This window comes from Streptomyces sp. NPDC002088 (genome assembly GCF_040296605.1).
Lineage (GTDB): Bacteria > Actinomycetota > Actinomycetes > Streptomycetales > Streptomycetaceae > Streptomyces.
Window position 1 is genome coordinate 283,936 of record NZ_JBEOXO010000001.1, and the last position, 14,735, is coordinate 298,670.

At 72.9% G+C, this 14,735-nt stretch carries 11 protein-coding genes; 5 read left to right on the forward strand and 6 right to left on the reverse strand.

The window, feature by feature from the left end; all coding sequences use genetic code 11:
- Nucleotides 1-116: 116 nt before the first annotated feature.
- Nucleotides 117-1,037 carry an ABC transporter substrate-binding protein gene (locus ABT114_RS01315; protein ID WP_351137266.1) on the reverse strand — a complete coding sequence of 307 codons (921 nt, stop codon included), beginning with the start codon at nt 1,035-1,037 and terminating at the stop codon, nt 117-119.
- 401 nt (nt 1,038-1,438) lie between these two features.
- Between ABT114_RS01315 and ABT114_RS01320 the strand changes: the two genes are divergently transcribed.
- Entirely contained in the window at nt 1,439-2,320 is an 882-nt protein-coding gene (locus ABT114_RS01320; RefSeq protein ID WP_351137268.1) for a sulfurtransferase, read from the forward strand.
- Here ABT114_RS01320 and ABT114_RS01325 read toward each other — a convergent pair.
- Complete coding sequence (locus tag ABT114_RS01325) at nt 2,226-2,759, reverse strand: MFS transporter (protein ID WP_351137270.1); 534 nt, start codon at nt 2,757-2,759, stop codon at nt 2,226-2,228. The two genes, ABT114_RS01320 and ABT114_RS01325, sit on opposite strands and share 95 nt — an antisense overlap.
- A gap of 191 nt (nt 2,760-2,950) precedes the next feature.
- Entirely contained in the window at nt 2,951-4,036 is a 1,086-nt protein-coding gene (absR1, locus tag ABT114_RS01330) for a beta-glucuronidase AbsR1 (RefSeq protein WP_351137272.1), read from the reverse strand.
- Nucleotides 4,037-4,131: 95 nt separating this feature from the next.
- On the opposite strand from absR1, the gene ABT114_RS01335 reads away from it, so the two are divergent.
- Nucleotides 4,132-5,967 (forward strand): LuxR family transcriptional regulator AbsR2, encoded by a 1,836-nt coding sequence (locus ABT114_RS01335; protein ID WP_351137274.1) that lies wholly within the window; start codon nt 4,132-4,134, stop codon nt 5,965-5,967.
- A 77-nt stretch (nt 5,968-6,044) separates the two neighbouring features.
- Here the strand turns inward: ABT114_RS01335 and ABT114_RS01340 are convergent, their stop codons facing one another.
- Complete coding sequence (locus tag ABT114_RS01340) at nt 6,045-8,648, reverse strand: CHAT domain-containing protein (protein ID WP_351137276.1); 2,604 nt, start codon at nt 8,646-8,648, stop codon at nt 6,045-6,047.
- A gap of 116 nt (nt 8,649-8,764) precedes the next feature.
- Between ABT114_RS01340 and ABT114_RS01345 the strand changes: the two genes are divergently transcribed.
- The 3 genes from ABT114_RS01345 to ABT114_RS01355 are packed head-to-tail and all read left to right on the forward strand — an operon-like array spanning nt 8,765 to nt 11,327.
- Complete coding sequence (locus tag ABT114_RS01345; protein WP_351137278.1) at nt 8,765-10,204, forward strand: S8/S53 family peptidase; 1,440 nt, start codon at nt 8,765-8,767, stop codon at nt 10,202-10,204.
- The gene (locus ABT114_RS01350) at nt 10,201-10,839 is read left to right on the forward strand and encodes an RNA polymerase sigma factor (protein WP_351137280.1); all 639 of its coding nucleotides are present in this window, start codon (nt 10,201-10,203) and stop codon (nt 10,837-10,839) included. Before ABT114_RS01345 ends, ABT114_RS01350 begins: the two co-directional genes overlap by 4 nt.
- Before the next feature lie 5 nt (nt 10,840-10,844).
- Entirely contained in the window at nt 10,845-11,327 is a 483-nt protein-coding gene (locus ABT114_RS01355; protein ID WP_351137283.1) for a hypothetical protein, read from the forward strand.
- A gap of 15 nt (nt 11,328-11,342) precedes the next feature.
- Here the strand turns inward: ABT114_RS01355 and ABT114_RS01360 are convergent, their stop codons facing one another.
- Both ABT114_RS01360 and ABT114_RS01365 read right to left on the reverse strand, forming a co-directional pair.
- On the reverse strand, nt 11,343-12,152 hold the full coding sequence (locus ABT114_RS01360; protein WP_351137285.1) for an N-formylglutamate amidohydrolase: 810 nt from the start codon (nt 12,150-12,152) through the stop codon (nt 11,343-11,345).
- Nucleotides 12,153-12,317: 165 nt separating this feature from the next.
- Entirely contained in the window at nt 12,318-14,537 is a 2,220-nt protein-coding gene (locus ABT114_RS01365; protein ID WP_351137287.1) for an NADP-dependent isocitrate dehydrogenase, read from the reverse strand.
- Nucleotides 14,538-14,735 lie beyond the last annotated feature (198 nt).

Sequence of the window (14,735 nt, forward strand, 5' to 3'; positions counted from 1 at the left end):
ACGGAGGGGCAGTCGGGCGATGTCGGCCGGTCACGCCCGACACAGCGCGCTGTCCACCCGCTTGAAGTCCACGGCGAGACGCCGGGTCAGCGTCCGCGCTTGGCAGGCCATGAAACTCACGCGGCCACGTCCAGCAGGCCGTTGGTGAACGCCCTGTCCCACTCCCGGTCGTGCGCGATGGCTCCGTTCTCCGCGAGCCAGTGCGCGTACGGGCCCATCCGGCCCTCGTCGATCACGCCCCAACGTCCGTCCGCGTCCGTCCAGGTGGGCGCGATCAGGGCGAGGGAGCGGGCGATCAGCGGGCGCGGGAAGTAGGGGATGACGGCCTCCAGCAACTCGAGGGTGCGGTCGGGTTCCTGAGCTGCGGCCGTGTAGCCGTGCGCCGTGACGGCGAGGAAGTCCCGTACGAGAGAGGGGCGTTGATCGAGAAGCTCCTCGCTCGTGCCGAGCAGATAGCTGTGATAGCGGGGTGCGCCTATCTCGTCCACCGGCCACGTCACGCGCCGCTCCTCGGGCAGGTCGCCGCGCAGCGCGTCCCAGGACCAGTAGTTGCCGAAGGTCGCGTCCGCCTCGCCCGCCTCGATGTCGTCCACGGTCAGCTCGCGGCTGCCCGCGTCCACGGTGATCACGGCCGTCGGGTCGCCGCCGTCGGCCGCGACGAGATGACGGACCATGGCGCGGCCGCGCGGGGTCGGGTTGTAGGCGATACGGCGGCCCGCGAGGTCGCGGGGGCGGCTGATGCCGGTCGAGGTCGTCGTCTGGATCGCCTCCAGGCCACGGTGGTTGACCGCGGCGACGGCGATCAGCGGCTGGCCGTGTCCGGCGCGTCGGGCGAGCAGCCGGTTGGGCGGGAAGATCCCGAAGTCCACCTCGCCCCGGGCCAGGTACTCCAGCGTGTCCCCGCGCCCCGGGTCCTGCACCACCAGCTCGACGTCCAGACCGGCCTCGGCGTACCAGCGGCGGGCGCGGGCGACGTACAGACCGGCGGAATTGGGCCAGGGATGGAAATAGTCGAGCATGACCCGGATGTGTGGCATGGGGGTACTCCGAAGACGGCGCGCGTGCCTGCGCGGTGAACGTGCGAGGGGTGAGGCGAGGGGGAAGCGGTCAGTGGGACCGGTGACAGCGCGGACGACAACAACAGGAGCGACGCGCACAGGCGTTGGCCGCCATGGGCCGGTGCTCGACTGCTGCTGCGGACACGTGAACTCCTACGCGGGGCGCCAACGGCGCGATTGGTGCGGTCGGCGTCCCCATGGGGACCGCGTTCGGTGAACGGATCCCAGACGCCCTCTCAGCCCAGCCGGGTAGGGGCTCCCGCGTAGATGGCCGAAACCATAACGGCAGTTCCCGCATCCTGCGCAAGGGCGGTCCGGAATATGGGACGGCGCTGCCCGATACGTAAGACGCCCAGCTCACGGGCGTACGATCGGCCGCCATGACCTCCCTGCTGCCCGGCCCCCTGGTCGACGACATCTGGCTCGCCGCCCACCTCGACGACCCGCGGCTGGTCGTCCTCGACGCCACCGCGCTGCTGCCCTCGCCCCGCCACGACGGCGACCACCGCTCCGCGAGCGGCCGCGCCGGCTGGGCCGAACGCCACCTGCCCGGCTCCCGGCACGCCGACCTCACCGGGGACCTCTGCGACCACACCGCGCCGTACCACTTCGCCGTCCCGTCCCCCGCAGCGTTCGCCGCCGCGCTCGCCCGGCTGGGCGTGGGAGAGGGCAGTGCCGTCGTCGCGTACGACACCGGCGGCGGCATCTGGGCGGCCCGGCTGTGGTGGATGCTGCGGGCGATCTCCGTACCGGCCGCGGTGCTCGACGGCGGCCTGGCGGCCTGGGAGGCGGCCGGCCGGCCCCTTGCCTCAGGTGACGAGGACGCCCCGCCCCCGGCCGTCGTACCGGTCACCCCGGCCCCCCGCCCCGAACTGTGGACCGGCATCGAGGAGGTGGCCGCCATCACCCGGGGCGAACGCCCAGGCACCCTCGTGTGCGCCCTCCCGACCGGCGGCTACGACGGCTCCGCCCCCACCCGCTACACCCGCCGCGGCCACATCCCCACCAGCCGCAGCATCCCCGGGCGTGACCTGCTCGACGCCACGGGCCGCGTCCTGCCCGCCGCCGAACTCACCGCCAAGGTCGCGACGGTGCTCACCCCGACCGACTCCCCGGTCGTCCTGTACTGCGGCGGCGGAATCTCGGCAGCGAGCACGGCCCTCGCCCTCACCCTGCTGGGCCGCGAGGACGTCTCGCTGTACGACGGTTCGCTGGAGGAGTGGTCCGGTGATGTCGCTCGGCCGTTGGTGCTCGGGGGCTGAACCGGCCGGGTCGAACTGCGAGGCGTCCGCCGCTACGAAGGTCCACTGGAGGAACGGTCCAGGGAACCGGCCCGCCCGCCGGAGCTCGGCGGCCGAATCGGCCGCGAGCCCCCTGCACCAGCCGGGCGGCGACGACCGTACCGGCGTGACCGGCCGTCGCGGCGACCAGCCCGCACGCCACGAACGTCGAAAGTCCCACCAGGAACAGGCCTTTGCGGCCGCGTACGTCTCCGAGGCTGCCGCCCGGCACCAGCATGAGACCGAAGGCGAGGGAGTAGCCCGCCACGATCCACTGCACGTCGGTGGCGCCCGCCGACAGCGACTGACGCAGCGACGGCACGGCGATGTTGAGGACCGACTGGTCGAGCAGGGTGGTCACCCCGGCCGCCAGGCAGACTGTCAGCACCCGCCGGGCCGCGCGATCCTCTCCCGGAAGCATGCCCCCATGCTCACACCGCCCGGATGCCCATGTCCCGTGGCCGGCCAGCCTGTTCGCGGAGTGGAAACATGCCGTTCGCAAGGCGGCGGCGTGGTCGAGGGACGTCCCCCTCCCCCGAAGGTGACGTCCCTCGACCCTTTCCCCCGGCGCCGGACAGTGGTTTCTGCGTCCGAGCCCGGTCGGTCATGCGCTCACCAGCACATGACCGCCGTCTCGCCCGAACCCCACGCGGAGTACAGGCGCACCCGGACGAAGTAGCGGCGGCCCTTGACGAAACGGGCCCTGACCATGGCGTTGTGCGGAGTGCCTCCGTCGTCCTGGCCGGAGAGGAAGCGGGGTTCCCCGTCCCGCTCCTCGAAGACCACGACGACGGTGTCGCTGTCGCCGAAGGTGCCCACGGTGTACTCGCGGGTCTCCGACGGTTCGACGGTGAAGTCGGCCTGCTCACCCGGACCGAGCCGCAGCGGCGCCGAGCGGAAGGGCACCAGGGCGGGCGGCTGCTGCGGGCCGAGCGGCGGGTACCAGCGGAGCACGAACTCCTTGTCGAGGGGCGAGAGACTGCCGGGCGGGTTCAGGCCGCCGCGGAACTGCTCCGGCTCCAGGATCAGCCCCGACGAGAAGGGATACTCCATGATCGACAGCGGGTCCCAGACCGAGCCGTTCACCTCGGACGGGTCCAGCTTGCGCAGGATGTTGAAGAACGTCCTGTCCCGGCTCCAGAAGTTCGGCGGGCCCGCCAGATCGGCGTACACGGCCTCGTCGTCCCAGTGGATGCCGGCGAACGGGCTCTGGTGTTCGTGCAGCATGCCCAGCGCGTGCCCGATCTCGTGCAGGGCCGTCCCGCGCTCCCCGGGCGCGGTCAGGTCCCAGCCGAAGTTCATGGTGCGTTCGTTCAGGCCGACCTGGAGCGCGTCCTTGCCCACGGCCGACCAGGAGCCGTCGCCGAGCTGGAACCCGATGCGCAGCTCGGCCTCCGAGCGGTCGCCGACCTCGACGAAGAAGACACCGATGCCGAGGTCCTGCCACTCCCGGAAGCACTCGCGCACGACGTCGCGCTGCTCCTTGGTGCCGACCCACGACACCCGCCGGGTCTCCCCGCTTCCCGGTACCGGAATCACGGACCCGTCGGCGTCGCCGTCGAAGAAGTAATAGTGCACAACCGTGCCGTTGACCCACACCGGACGTCCGCCGATGAGCGCACTGAGCCGCTCGGCGGTCAGCCCGGCCGCGAACGCGGGGGCCGACTGCTGTGCGAGGGAGCAGTAGCGGGCGGTCATGGGCCAAGACTGCCGTGGACCGCGCACCGGGCGCCTGAGTCGGGGGCTACTCAAGTCACCCTGTATCAGGGGTGAGTATCCCGGCTCATACCGTCGTGACGACTTTCGAACGTGACGCGAAGACCCTCGAGCTGCCCTGGCCGTTCACCGGACGAGAGGACGAACTGGAGCTGGTCCGGCGGTCCCTGGGCGCCGGACGGCCCGGCATCGTGGTGACCGGAGCGGCGGGCTGCGGCAGGACCCGGCTCGTCACGGAGGCCGTCCGCGGCACCGACTGCGCCAGAGTGGCGGGGACCCCCGAGACCCGCGACCTCCCCTTCGCCGCCTTCGCCCACCTGCTGCCCGAGACCGTCTCCCTGCACTGGGCCGTCCAACTGCTCACCGGCGTCCGCTTGTTGCTGGTCGACGACGCCCACCTGCTCGACGACGCCTCGGCGGCCCTGGTCCACCACCTCGCCGTGCACGGCCGCACCCGTCTGCTGGTCGTCGCGACGGACGGCGCCCCGGCGCCCGCCGCGGTGACCCGGCTGTGGACCGGCGAACTGCTCCCCCGCCTCGTGCTGGAGCCGCTGCCCCGCGAGGAGACGGCACAGCTGCTCGTGGCAGGGGTCGGCGGCCCCCTCGAACCGCTCACCGTCAACCGGCTGCACCGCCTCGCCCGGGGAGACCTGCGGCTGCTGCGCGAACTGCTGCGCGCGGTACGCGAACAGGGGGCGCTCACCCGGATCCCCGACACCGACGAGCGCGTCTGGCGCGGCCCGGTGCCGGTGACCACCACCCTCCGCGAACGCACCGCCCCCCTGCTGGACCGAACCTGCCCCGACGAGCGGGAGACCCTCGACCGCCTCGCCTTCGCCGAGCCCCTCCCGCTGGACGTCGACGCCCTCGACCTGCGGATCCTCGAACGCCTCGAGTCCGACGGCCTGATCGGCATCGACGACCTGGGTGCCGTCCGTCTCGCCCACCCCCTGCACGGCCCGGTGCTGCGGGCCGCGGCCGGCCGGCTGCGGGCGAGGCGGCTGGCCGGCACCCCGGACGAGCGCGAACTCGCCCTCAAGACCGAGACGGCCGCGCTGGAACACCGCATCGAACACACCGACGTACGGAAGCTGCCGACACCCGTGGGGGAGTGGCTCGCGGCGGAGGGCGCACCGCTGCCGGCCGAGTACGCGGCCGTACGAGCCCGCTTCTCCCGTCTGCGAGGAGAGCTGCGCGAGGCGATGGCCTGGGCCCGGGAGGGACTGCGTGGCGCCCCGCACGACGCCGCCTGCCGCATCGAACTGGCCCTGGCCGCCGCCCAGACGGGCGACCTCACGACCGCGGAGGGAGTCGTCACCGACGGCACCTCGGCCGCATGGCTGGCGGCCGCCCGCGGGGACGTCGAGGGGGCGCTGGAGGCACTGCACGACGGGACCGGGGAGAGCGACGCGTACGCCCTCCACGAAGCCGTCCGTCTCGGTTCCCCCGACGAGGCCGCCCGCCGCCTCCCCGCCGACGGCGTGTTCGCGGCGCACGCCCAGGCTCTCGCGCGCGGCGACGGGCCCGGCCTGGACCGGGCGGCCCTGGCCCTGGAAGAGCGGGGCTTCCTGCTCTTCGCTGCGGAGGCGCACGCCCAGGCCGTACGAGCTCACCGTGACCCCAGCGCCGCACGCACCTCCCGCACCCGCGCCGCCGCGCTCGCCCGCCGCTGCCAGGGCGCCCGCACCCCGGCTCTGTCCGGCCTGGTCCTGGGCGAACTCACCGCCCGCCAGCGGCAGATCGTCACCCTCGCCGCGGCCGGCCTCAGTAACCGCCAGATCGCCGAACAGCTCACCCTGTCGATCCGCACCGTCGGCAACCACCTCTACAGCGCCTACACCCGCCTCGGCGCCGGCGACCGCGCCACGCTGCCATGGCTTGTGACGGAGGAGCCGCAGTCGCGGTCGGCGTGAGTTCCGAGGGATCACGAAGACCGCGACCGTTCACGCTGCCTGCGACGGTCGGCGTGAGCCCGGGTCGATCCCGGCGTTCAGGCCGCCCCGAACGCCGTGAACGCCCACCCCGTGGCCTGGTGCACCGCATCGCCCGGCAGGGCCGCGCGGGCGTCGCGCAGGGCCTCGGCCAGCGACAGGCCCGCACTCAGCCCCTTGTGCAGTGCGAGCATCAGCGGCACCACCGCGGCGTCGTTGACGGGCGCGCTGCTCGCCACCACCCCGGCCGTGCCCAGCGGCAGCAGCGCGGTGACCAGGCCGAGGAGCTCGTCGGCGCCGACGGAGGCGAGCCGGGCGGTGTCGCAGCTGGAGAGGATGATCCGGTACGGGCTGCGGGCCAGGCGTTCGAAGTCGTGCACGATGAGCGGACCGTCGGCCATGCGCAGCGACGAGAACAGGGGGCTGTCCGCGCGGAAGGTGCCGTGCGCCGCGATGTGGGCCAGGGCCGCGCCGTCGAGCTCCGCCAGCACCCGCGGCACGCGCGCGTCGGCGTGCTCCAGGACCGTCGGCGTGCCGTACCGGTCGGCCAGGTCGGGCACCTCCGCACCCCCCGTGGCCAACCCCGGTCCCCGGACCAGCACATGGCGCCCGCCGGGCGGCGGCTCGGTCTGGCGGGCGCGCAGCCAGCTGCTCGCCGACGGCGACACGCTCAGCACCCTCTCCCGCAGCGAGGGCAGCAGCGCCCACGGCACCCGGTGCAGCCGGCCCGGCGGTACGACCACGACCGGCCCGCTGCCCAGCTGCGAGGCCGCGGGCCCCAACAGAAGCTCCTCCAGCCGGGCGCCGGCCGCCTCCACCACCGGCAGTCGGCCCTCGGCCCCGGGGTGCGCCAGCCGCCGCAGCCCCGCCTGGATGTGCTCGGCCTCGCGCTCCGCCTCCACCAGCAGCCCGGCCTCGTAGCGCCGCACCCGGCCCCGACCGCACAGCAGCACGTGCACCCGCCCGTCCACCACGGCGAGTTCGAGCAGCCGTCCGTCGCCCAGCCGCTCCAGCAGCCGGCCGGCGTCGAACCGGTCCCCGCCGCCGGGATCGTCACCGCGGATGTGCAGGGTCCGGGAGCGGACCTCCCGCTCCAGGCGCCGCTGCTCCCGCTCCAACGCCGGGACCGGACGGCCCTCCCTGCGTGCCTCCTCCGCCCGCGCCGCGATCTCGCGGAAGGCGGTCATCCCGCTCAGCAGCGCCGGGTCGGCCGGCGGACGGGTCGGGGGCGCGGACAGTACGGTGGCCCGCCAGCGCTCGCTCCACTCCAGCAGCCGCCGCGGCCCACCCCGGGCCAGGCTCGCCTGCTGGGCCAGCGCCGCCAGTTCCGCGCCCTGCTCGGTGGCACGGGCGCGCAACTCCGAGGCCCCCAGCGTCATCCGGTGGTCGTCGAGCACGTCCAGTCCGCGCCGGCAGGCCTCCAGTACGCCCCGGCCGGAGCCGGCCGCCCGGGCGCTCAGCGCCTGCGCGGCCCAGCCCGTCATCCGCGCCAGCGGCGGCCCGCTGTGCCGACTGCGCGCGGCGACGGCCAGATGCCGCTCGGCGTCCGCGGTCCAGCCGAGGCCGAGCGCGATCCGGCCCGCGAGCAGCGACGCCTCCGGCGCGGCCGGCGCGCCGAACGAGGCCAGCCGCTCCGCCACCGTCGCCGCGTCCGCGACCAGCCGCCCCGAGCCGCGCCCGGCGGCCACCCGCGCCTCGATCAGCACCAGCCGGGCGTGCGTCTCCCACCAGCCGCGGCGCTGCGCGGCGAACAGCCGTACGGCCAGGTCCGCCCGGGCTATCGCGGTGTGCGGATCGCCCGACAGCCGGGCGGCACGCGCGGCGCCGAGCAGCAACTCCGCCTTGCGGGTGGACTGCCCGCCGATCCCGTCGAGCACCCCTGTCGCCGCGTCCGCCTCCGCCAGCGCCTCCGGCGCGAGCCCCGCGGCCATCAGGACCTCGCAGCGCCGGATGTTGAGCATGAACGTCGGCGTGCCGAGCTTGGCGTACCGTTCCTCCGCCTCGTCCAGCAGTCGCAGCGCCGCCGGGACGTCACCCGAGCGGAACGCGGCCAGGCCCCGGCTCTCCACGGCGTCGGCCTTGTCGTGTTCCTGGCCGGTGGTGTCCCACAGCGCCTCGGCCGCGGTGAAGTCGGCGTCCGCCCGGTCCACCGCGCCGAGGGCCAGATGCACGGTGGCGCGCAGTGTCAGCGCCCGCGCCGTCCAGATCACGTCATCGGCCTGCCGTAGCACCGGGATCGCCCGGCGTACGTCCTCCAGTGCCTCACGATGGTGACCCAGTACCCACCAGGAGTAGGCCCGCCGGTACAGCACACGCGCCCGGGTGTGTCCGGTGCCGCGCCCGACACCCCGCTCGAAGGCGGCCAGGCCCTGCCGGGTGCGGCCGGCGTGCACGAGGGCCACGCCGAGCGTGCCCAGGACGTCGGCCTCCCGCTCGGCCGACTCCGCGCGCGCCGCCAGGTCCCGGGCACGCCGCAGGTGCCGCAGGGCGATCCGCATGTCGCCCCAGTCCCGCTGCCAGATACCGATCACCTGGTGGGCGACGGAGGCATGCAACGGCGGCGGGTCGGCGTCGAGCACACCCTCCGCCCTCGCCAGCGCGTCGTTGGGAGCGGCGAACACCATCGGCAGCAGTTCGAGAACCGAGTCGCTTCCCGCTGTCACTTGACGGATGGTAGTGCCCCCGGGCTTCCGGAACCATGTCACACGGGTTTGTCGCTGTATCAATCAGCGGTCGCGCGGCTCTGATTGACGACCACCGCCTCAGTGGGAGGACACGCATGGCACCCCAGCGATTCCACGAACAGTTCGACCAGATCCAGCGCTCGCTTCCCGACGTTTCCCTCGCGATGGGGCCGGACGACTCCGCCGAGTTCATCTACGAGAAGGGCGTCGTGCTCGCCCGCGACGGCGAGGAGGCCCGGGTCGTCGAGGACACCGTGCGCACGCACTTCACCGACACCACCGGCCTGGTCGCCGACCATGTGCGCCGCGCGGGCCCGGAGACCAACCGCTCCGGCATCACCCGCATCCAGGTCGGCGATCCCGGACACGGCGACCGGCGCGGCGACCGCGCGGTCGCGGGCGCCCTGCGTGCTCTCAGGGAGGCGGAGGGCCGCGCGGGACGCCGCCTGGTCAGCCGCAACCATGTCGTGTCCATCGCCGTCAACGCCTGCCCCGGCGACGAGCCCGTGCCCGCACCGCTCACCCAGGCGCCCAACCCCGCGGCGGCCGAGACGGCGTACGATCAGGGCACCGCCGTCGGCGTCCTGGTGATCGACACCGGCCTGATGCGCGACTACCGCTCCTACCCGCTGCTCGCGCACACCGACGGCGACGCCCAGCTCCAGGAGACCGACGACCAGGGCATCCTCCAGCAGTACGTCGGCCACGGCACGTTCATCGCCGGACTCGTCGCCGCCGTCGCGCCCAACACCGACGTGACCGTCCGCAACACGCTCAACGACGCGGGCGCCATCCTGGAGTCGGACTTCGGCGAGGCGCTCTTCGCGGCCGTCGACCGCGACGGCTGGCCCGACATCATCAGCCTCTCCGCCGGCACCTCCAACGGCCGCACGGACGGCCTGCTCGGCCTGGACGCCTTCATGCAGGAACTCCGGGGACAGCGCACCCTGTTGGTCGCGGCGGCCGGCAACAACGCCAGCGCCACCCCCTTCTGGCCCGCCGCCTACGCCTCCCTGCCCGACTACGAGAACACCGTGCTGTCGGTCGGAGCGCTGCGCGGGGACGGCGAGTTCGGTGCCTGCTTCAGCAACCACGGTTCCTGGGTCCAGGTCTACGCCCCCGGCGAGCGCCTCACCAGCTCCCTCACCGGCTTCGACGCGCCGGTCCCGTACGTGTACCAGCACTCCACGTACGACGCCTGCCGGTACGGCTTCACCTACGCCTGCACCTGCCAGTCGCCCCGGCACACCGGTGCGCTGAGCGAGGAGCGGGAGACCAGCACCTCGGGCAAGCCCGACCAGGTGATGTTCGAGGGATTCGCGCACTGGAGCGGCACCTCCTTCGCCACCCCGGTCGCCGCCGGCCTGATCGCCTCGTACATGACCGCCAACAAGGAGTCCGACGCGCGCACGGCCCGGCAGCAACTGCTCGCGACGAACACCGAGTTCGCGGAGGTTCGCGGGGCGCACGTACCGGCGCTCCGGCCGCCCACGTGGCGTCCGGTGCCGGTCGTGCAGCTCACTCCTCCGGCATGAGGGCCGGAGGTGCCCCTTCCGCGGCGTACGATGACTTGCCGTACACGAGGGGTGGGGCCGTGGACCGTACAGATGTCGGCGTGCTAGTCCAGTCCGCCGTCGACGGTGACGCGGCGGCCTGGAAGGCGCTCGTGGAAGGGCTGAGCCCACTGGTGTGGTCCGTGGTGCGCGCCCACCGGCTCTCCGACGCCGACGGGCACGAGGTGTATCAGACCGCCTGGTTCCGCTTCGCCCAGAACCTGGGGCGGATTCGCGAGCCGCACAAGGCCGGTTCATGGCTGGCGAGCACCGCGCGCCACGAGTGCCTGAAGGTGCTCAAGAGCTCACGGCGGCTGATGCCGACCGACGATCCGCAACTGCTCGACCGGGTCAGCGAGGACCGGACGCCGGAGCAGTCGGTACTCGACTCGGAGGAGGCCGCCGCCGAGAGCGAGCGCGTCCGGCATCTGTGGCAGGAGTTCGAGGAACTCGGCGAACGCTGCAGGCAGTTGCTGCGGGTCCTGATGGCCGCGCAGCCGCCCAGCTATCAGGAGGTGTCCTCAGCGCTGGGCATCGCCGTCGGCAGCATCGGACCGCTGCGCCAGCGCTGTCTGCGCCGCCTGCGGGCCCGACTCGACGCACGGGGAGCACTGTGAACGACATGAACGACGACGTCTTCGACGGAGTCGACGACGACGCGGGGGACGACGGGTTCGACTGCGACCGCCTGGAGGAGGAACTCCGCGCGGCCGCCGCCATCCTGGACCCGGTGCCGGCCGAGCTGTGCCGGATCGCCGTGGAGGCGTACGCGCTGTACGACCTCGACGCCCGCATCGCCGAGCTGACCTTCGACTCGCTGGTCGACGCCATCCCGGTCAGAGGAGTGATGGACCCGCCCCGCATGCTGACCTTCCGCACGGGCGAGCTGACCGTCGACGTGGAGGTGACGTCCGAGGGCCTGCTCGGGCAGGTGCTGCCGCCGCAGACGGCCCGGATCGAGGTGCTCAACGGCCCGCAGCCGGCCGCCCCGCTCACCGCGGACGACCTGGGCCGCTTCGCCTGCGACGCGCCCCCCGCCGGCCCTTTCGCGCTGCGGCTGCGGACCGGCGCTGAGGTGGTCGTCACGGAGTGGCTGCGCGCCTGAGCCACGGCCCGCCGGTCAGAGCGGGACGGCGTCGACGAGGGCGGCCAGCGCGGAGGCGAGCCGGGTCAGCCCCGCCCCTGCCGGGCCGCCCGGCTCGGTCATGTACGTGTCCCTGCGGATCTCCACCATGAGGGCACTCACCCGTGCGTCCTCGCCGTAGAACTCCAGCGGCACGTACGCACCGCCGAACGGGCTGTCGAGGCCCGTCTCCCCGCACTCCGAGAACGCCTCCCGCGCCGCCGCCAGCAGGCCGGGCGGGGTGTGGAAGGAGTCGGTGCCCAGGCAGACCGGCGGCCGCGGGCCCTCGCCGTGCAGCTCGTAGGGGAGCCGCGCGGTCGGGTACGAGTGCACGTCGATGATCACGGCCCGCCCCGTCACGGCCAGCCGCTCCGCCACCGCCTCCGTCATGGCGCGCGCGTACGGGTGGAAGTAGCGCTCGATCAACGGCTCCGGGTCGACGTCCTCGGCCCGCAGCACCTCCCGGTGCGTGGTCCGCGTGTACACCGCGCCCATCCCCACCGCGAGCATCTCCTCCCGCTCGTCCGGGAAGCGCTCCGGGTCGATCACCAGCCGGGAGAGCCGGTTGACGAACTGCCAGGGTGCGACGGCGGACAGCTTCGCCGCCTCGGCGGCGAGCTCCACGGTGTGCGCGTCGGTGATGTGGTCCAGCTCCCGTTCCAGCGCCGCGTCATCGAGCACGATCCCCGCACGCACCGCGGGCGGTATCGCGCGTGCGGAGTGCGGCACGTGCAGAATCACCGGCGAGTCGCCGGCGCCGGACAGCAGTTCGAAGGGCAGTGCGGCAGGGGTCACATGGCGGCTCATACGGCGGCTCCGAGGGGGCGTTGTCAGGGGCAAGGCGCACGATCAAGGTGCCACATCGAGTGTTCACGAACGGTGTCCGCGCCGTGCGTGGACACGACCGCGCCCCGGCCGGGCAGGATGCCGACCGGGGCGGAGTCAGGAACAGCGGGCCTCGGGCCCGGTGCGTCAGCTCAGGGACGCGAGCGCCTCGTTCCAGGTGGCGGAGGGGCGCATGACCGCGGCGGCCTTGGCCGGGTCGGGCTGGTAGTAGCCGCCGATGTCGGCCGGCTTGCCCTGGACGGCGACCAGCTCGTCGACGATCTTCTGCTCGTTCGCCGCAAGGGTCTCGGCGAGCGGGGCGAAGGCCTTGGCCAGGTCCGCGTCGTCGGTCTGCGCGGCCAGCTCCTGCGCCCAGTACAGGGACAGGAAGAAGTGGCTGCCGCGGTTGTCGATGCCGCCGACGCGACGGGTCGGGGACTTGTCCTCGTTGAGGAAGGTCGCCGTGGCGCGGTCGAGGGTGTCGGCGAGGACCTGGGCGCGGGCGTTGTCCGTGGTCTTCGCGTACTGCTCGAGGGACGGCACCAGGGCGAAGAACTCACCCAGGGAGTCCCAGCGCAGGTAGTTCTCCTTGACCAGCTGCTGGACGTGCTTCGGCGCGCTGCCGCCGGCGCCCGTCTCGAACAGGCCGCCGCCCGCCATCAGCGGGACGACCGACAGCATCTTGGCGCTGGTGCCCAGCTCCAGGATCGGGAACAGGTCGGTCAGGTAGTCGCGCAGCACGTTGCCGGTGACGGAGATGGTGTTCTCGCCGCGGCGGATGCGCTCGACCGACAGCTTGGTCGCCTCGACCGGGTTGAGGATCCGGATGTCCAGGCCCTCGGTGTCGTGCTCCGGCAGGTACGCGTTGACCTTGGCGATCAGGTTGGCGTCGTGGGCGCGGGTCTCGTCCAGCCAGAACACGGCCGGGTCGCCGGTGGCGCGGGCGCGGGTGACGGCCAGCTTGACCCAGTCCCGGATCGGGTCGTCCTTCGTCTGGCAGGCGCGGAAGATGTCGCCGGCGGAGACGGTCTGCTCCAGGACGACGTTGCCGGCCTGGTCGACGAGGCGGACGGTACCCGTGGTCGGGATCTCGAAGGTCTTGTCGTGGCTGCCGTACTCCTCGGCCTTCTGCGCCATGAGGCCGACGTTCGGGACGGAGCCCATGGTCGACGGGTCGTAGGCGCCGTGGGCGCGGCAGTCGTCGATGACGGCCTGGTAGACACCCGAGTAGCTGCTGTCCGGCAGCACCGCGAGGGTGTCGGCCTCCTGGCCGTCCGGGCCCCACATGTGGCCGGAGGTGCGGATCATCGCCGGCATGGAGGCGTCGACGATGACGTCCGACGGGACGTGCAGGTTGGTGATGCCCTTGTCGGAGTCGACCATCGCCAGGGCCGGGCCCTCGGCGAGCTCGGCGTCGAAGGACGCCTTGATCTCGGCGCCCTGGGGCAGAGACTCCAGGCCCTTGTAGATGCCGCCGAGACCGTCGTTCGGCGTCAGACCGGCCGCCGCGAACACCTCGCCGTACTGGGCGAAGGTCTTCGGGAAGAAGGCGCGCACCACGTGACCGAAGACGATCGGGTCGGAGACCTTCATCATCGTGGCCTTGAGGTGCACGGAGAAGAGGACGCCCTCCTCCTTGGCGCGGGCGACCTGCGCGGCGAGGAACTCGCGCAGCGCGGCGACGCGCATCACGGAGGCGTCGACGACCTCGCCCGCGAGGACCGGTACGGACTCGCGCAGGACGGTGGTGGAGCCGTCGTCGCCCTTCAGCTCGATGCGGAGCGCGCCGGCCTCGGAGATCACGGCGGACTTCTCGGTGGAGCGGAAGTCGTCGACGCCCATCGTCGCGACGTTCGTCTTGGACTCGGAGGTCCAGGCGCCCATGCGGTGCGGGTGGGTCTTCGCGTAGTTCTTGACCGAGGCGGGAGCGCGGCGGTCCGAGTTGCCCTCACGCAGGACCGGGTTCACGGCGGAACCCTTGATCTTGTCGTAGCGGGCGCGGATCTCGCGCTCCTCGTCGGTCTTCGGCTCGTCCGGGTAGTCCGGCAGCGCGTAGCCCTGCGCCTGGAGCTCGGCGACCGCGGCCTTCAGCTGCGGGATCGACGCCGAGACGTTCGGCAGCTTGATGATGTTGGCCTCGGGCGTCTTCGCCAGCTCGCCCAGCTCATGCAGGGCGTCCGGGATGCGCTGGTCCTCGGTCAGGTACTCCGGGAACACGGCGATGATGCGCCCGGCCAGCGAGATGTCACGCGTCTCCACGGCGACACCCGCCTGCGAGGCGTACGCCCGGACCACCGGCAGGAAGGAATACGTCGCCAGGGCCGGGGCCTCGTCAGTGTGCGTATAGATGATGGTCGAGTCAGTCACCGGTGCTCCGCTCCACGTCTGCAACATTGCTCGACATCAAGATATCTCGTGAGCGGCCTCCGCTCGACAGGGGTCCGGGGCGGATCGCCGATGTGGATGACATGCCCATGTAATCGGAGCGGATTTCCCGTGGTCGCGGAAGTCGCTCCCGCGACCACGTTCACCGTCAGTAGCCGAGGGGTGTACCGGGTGTGCGCG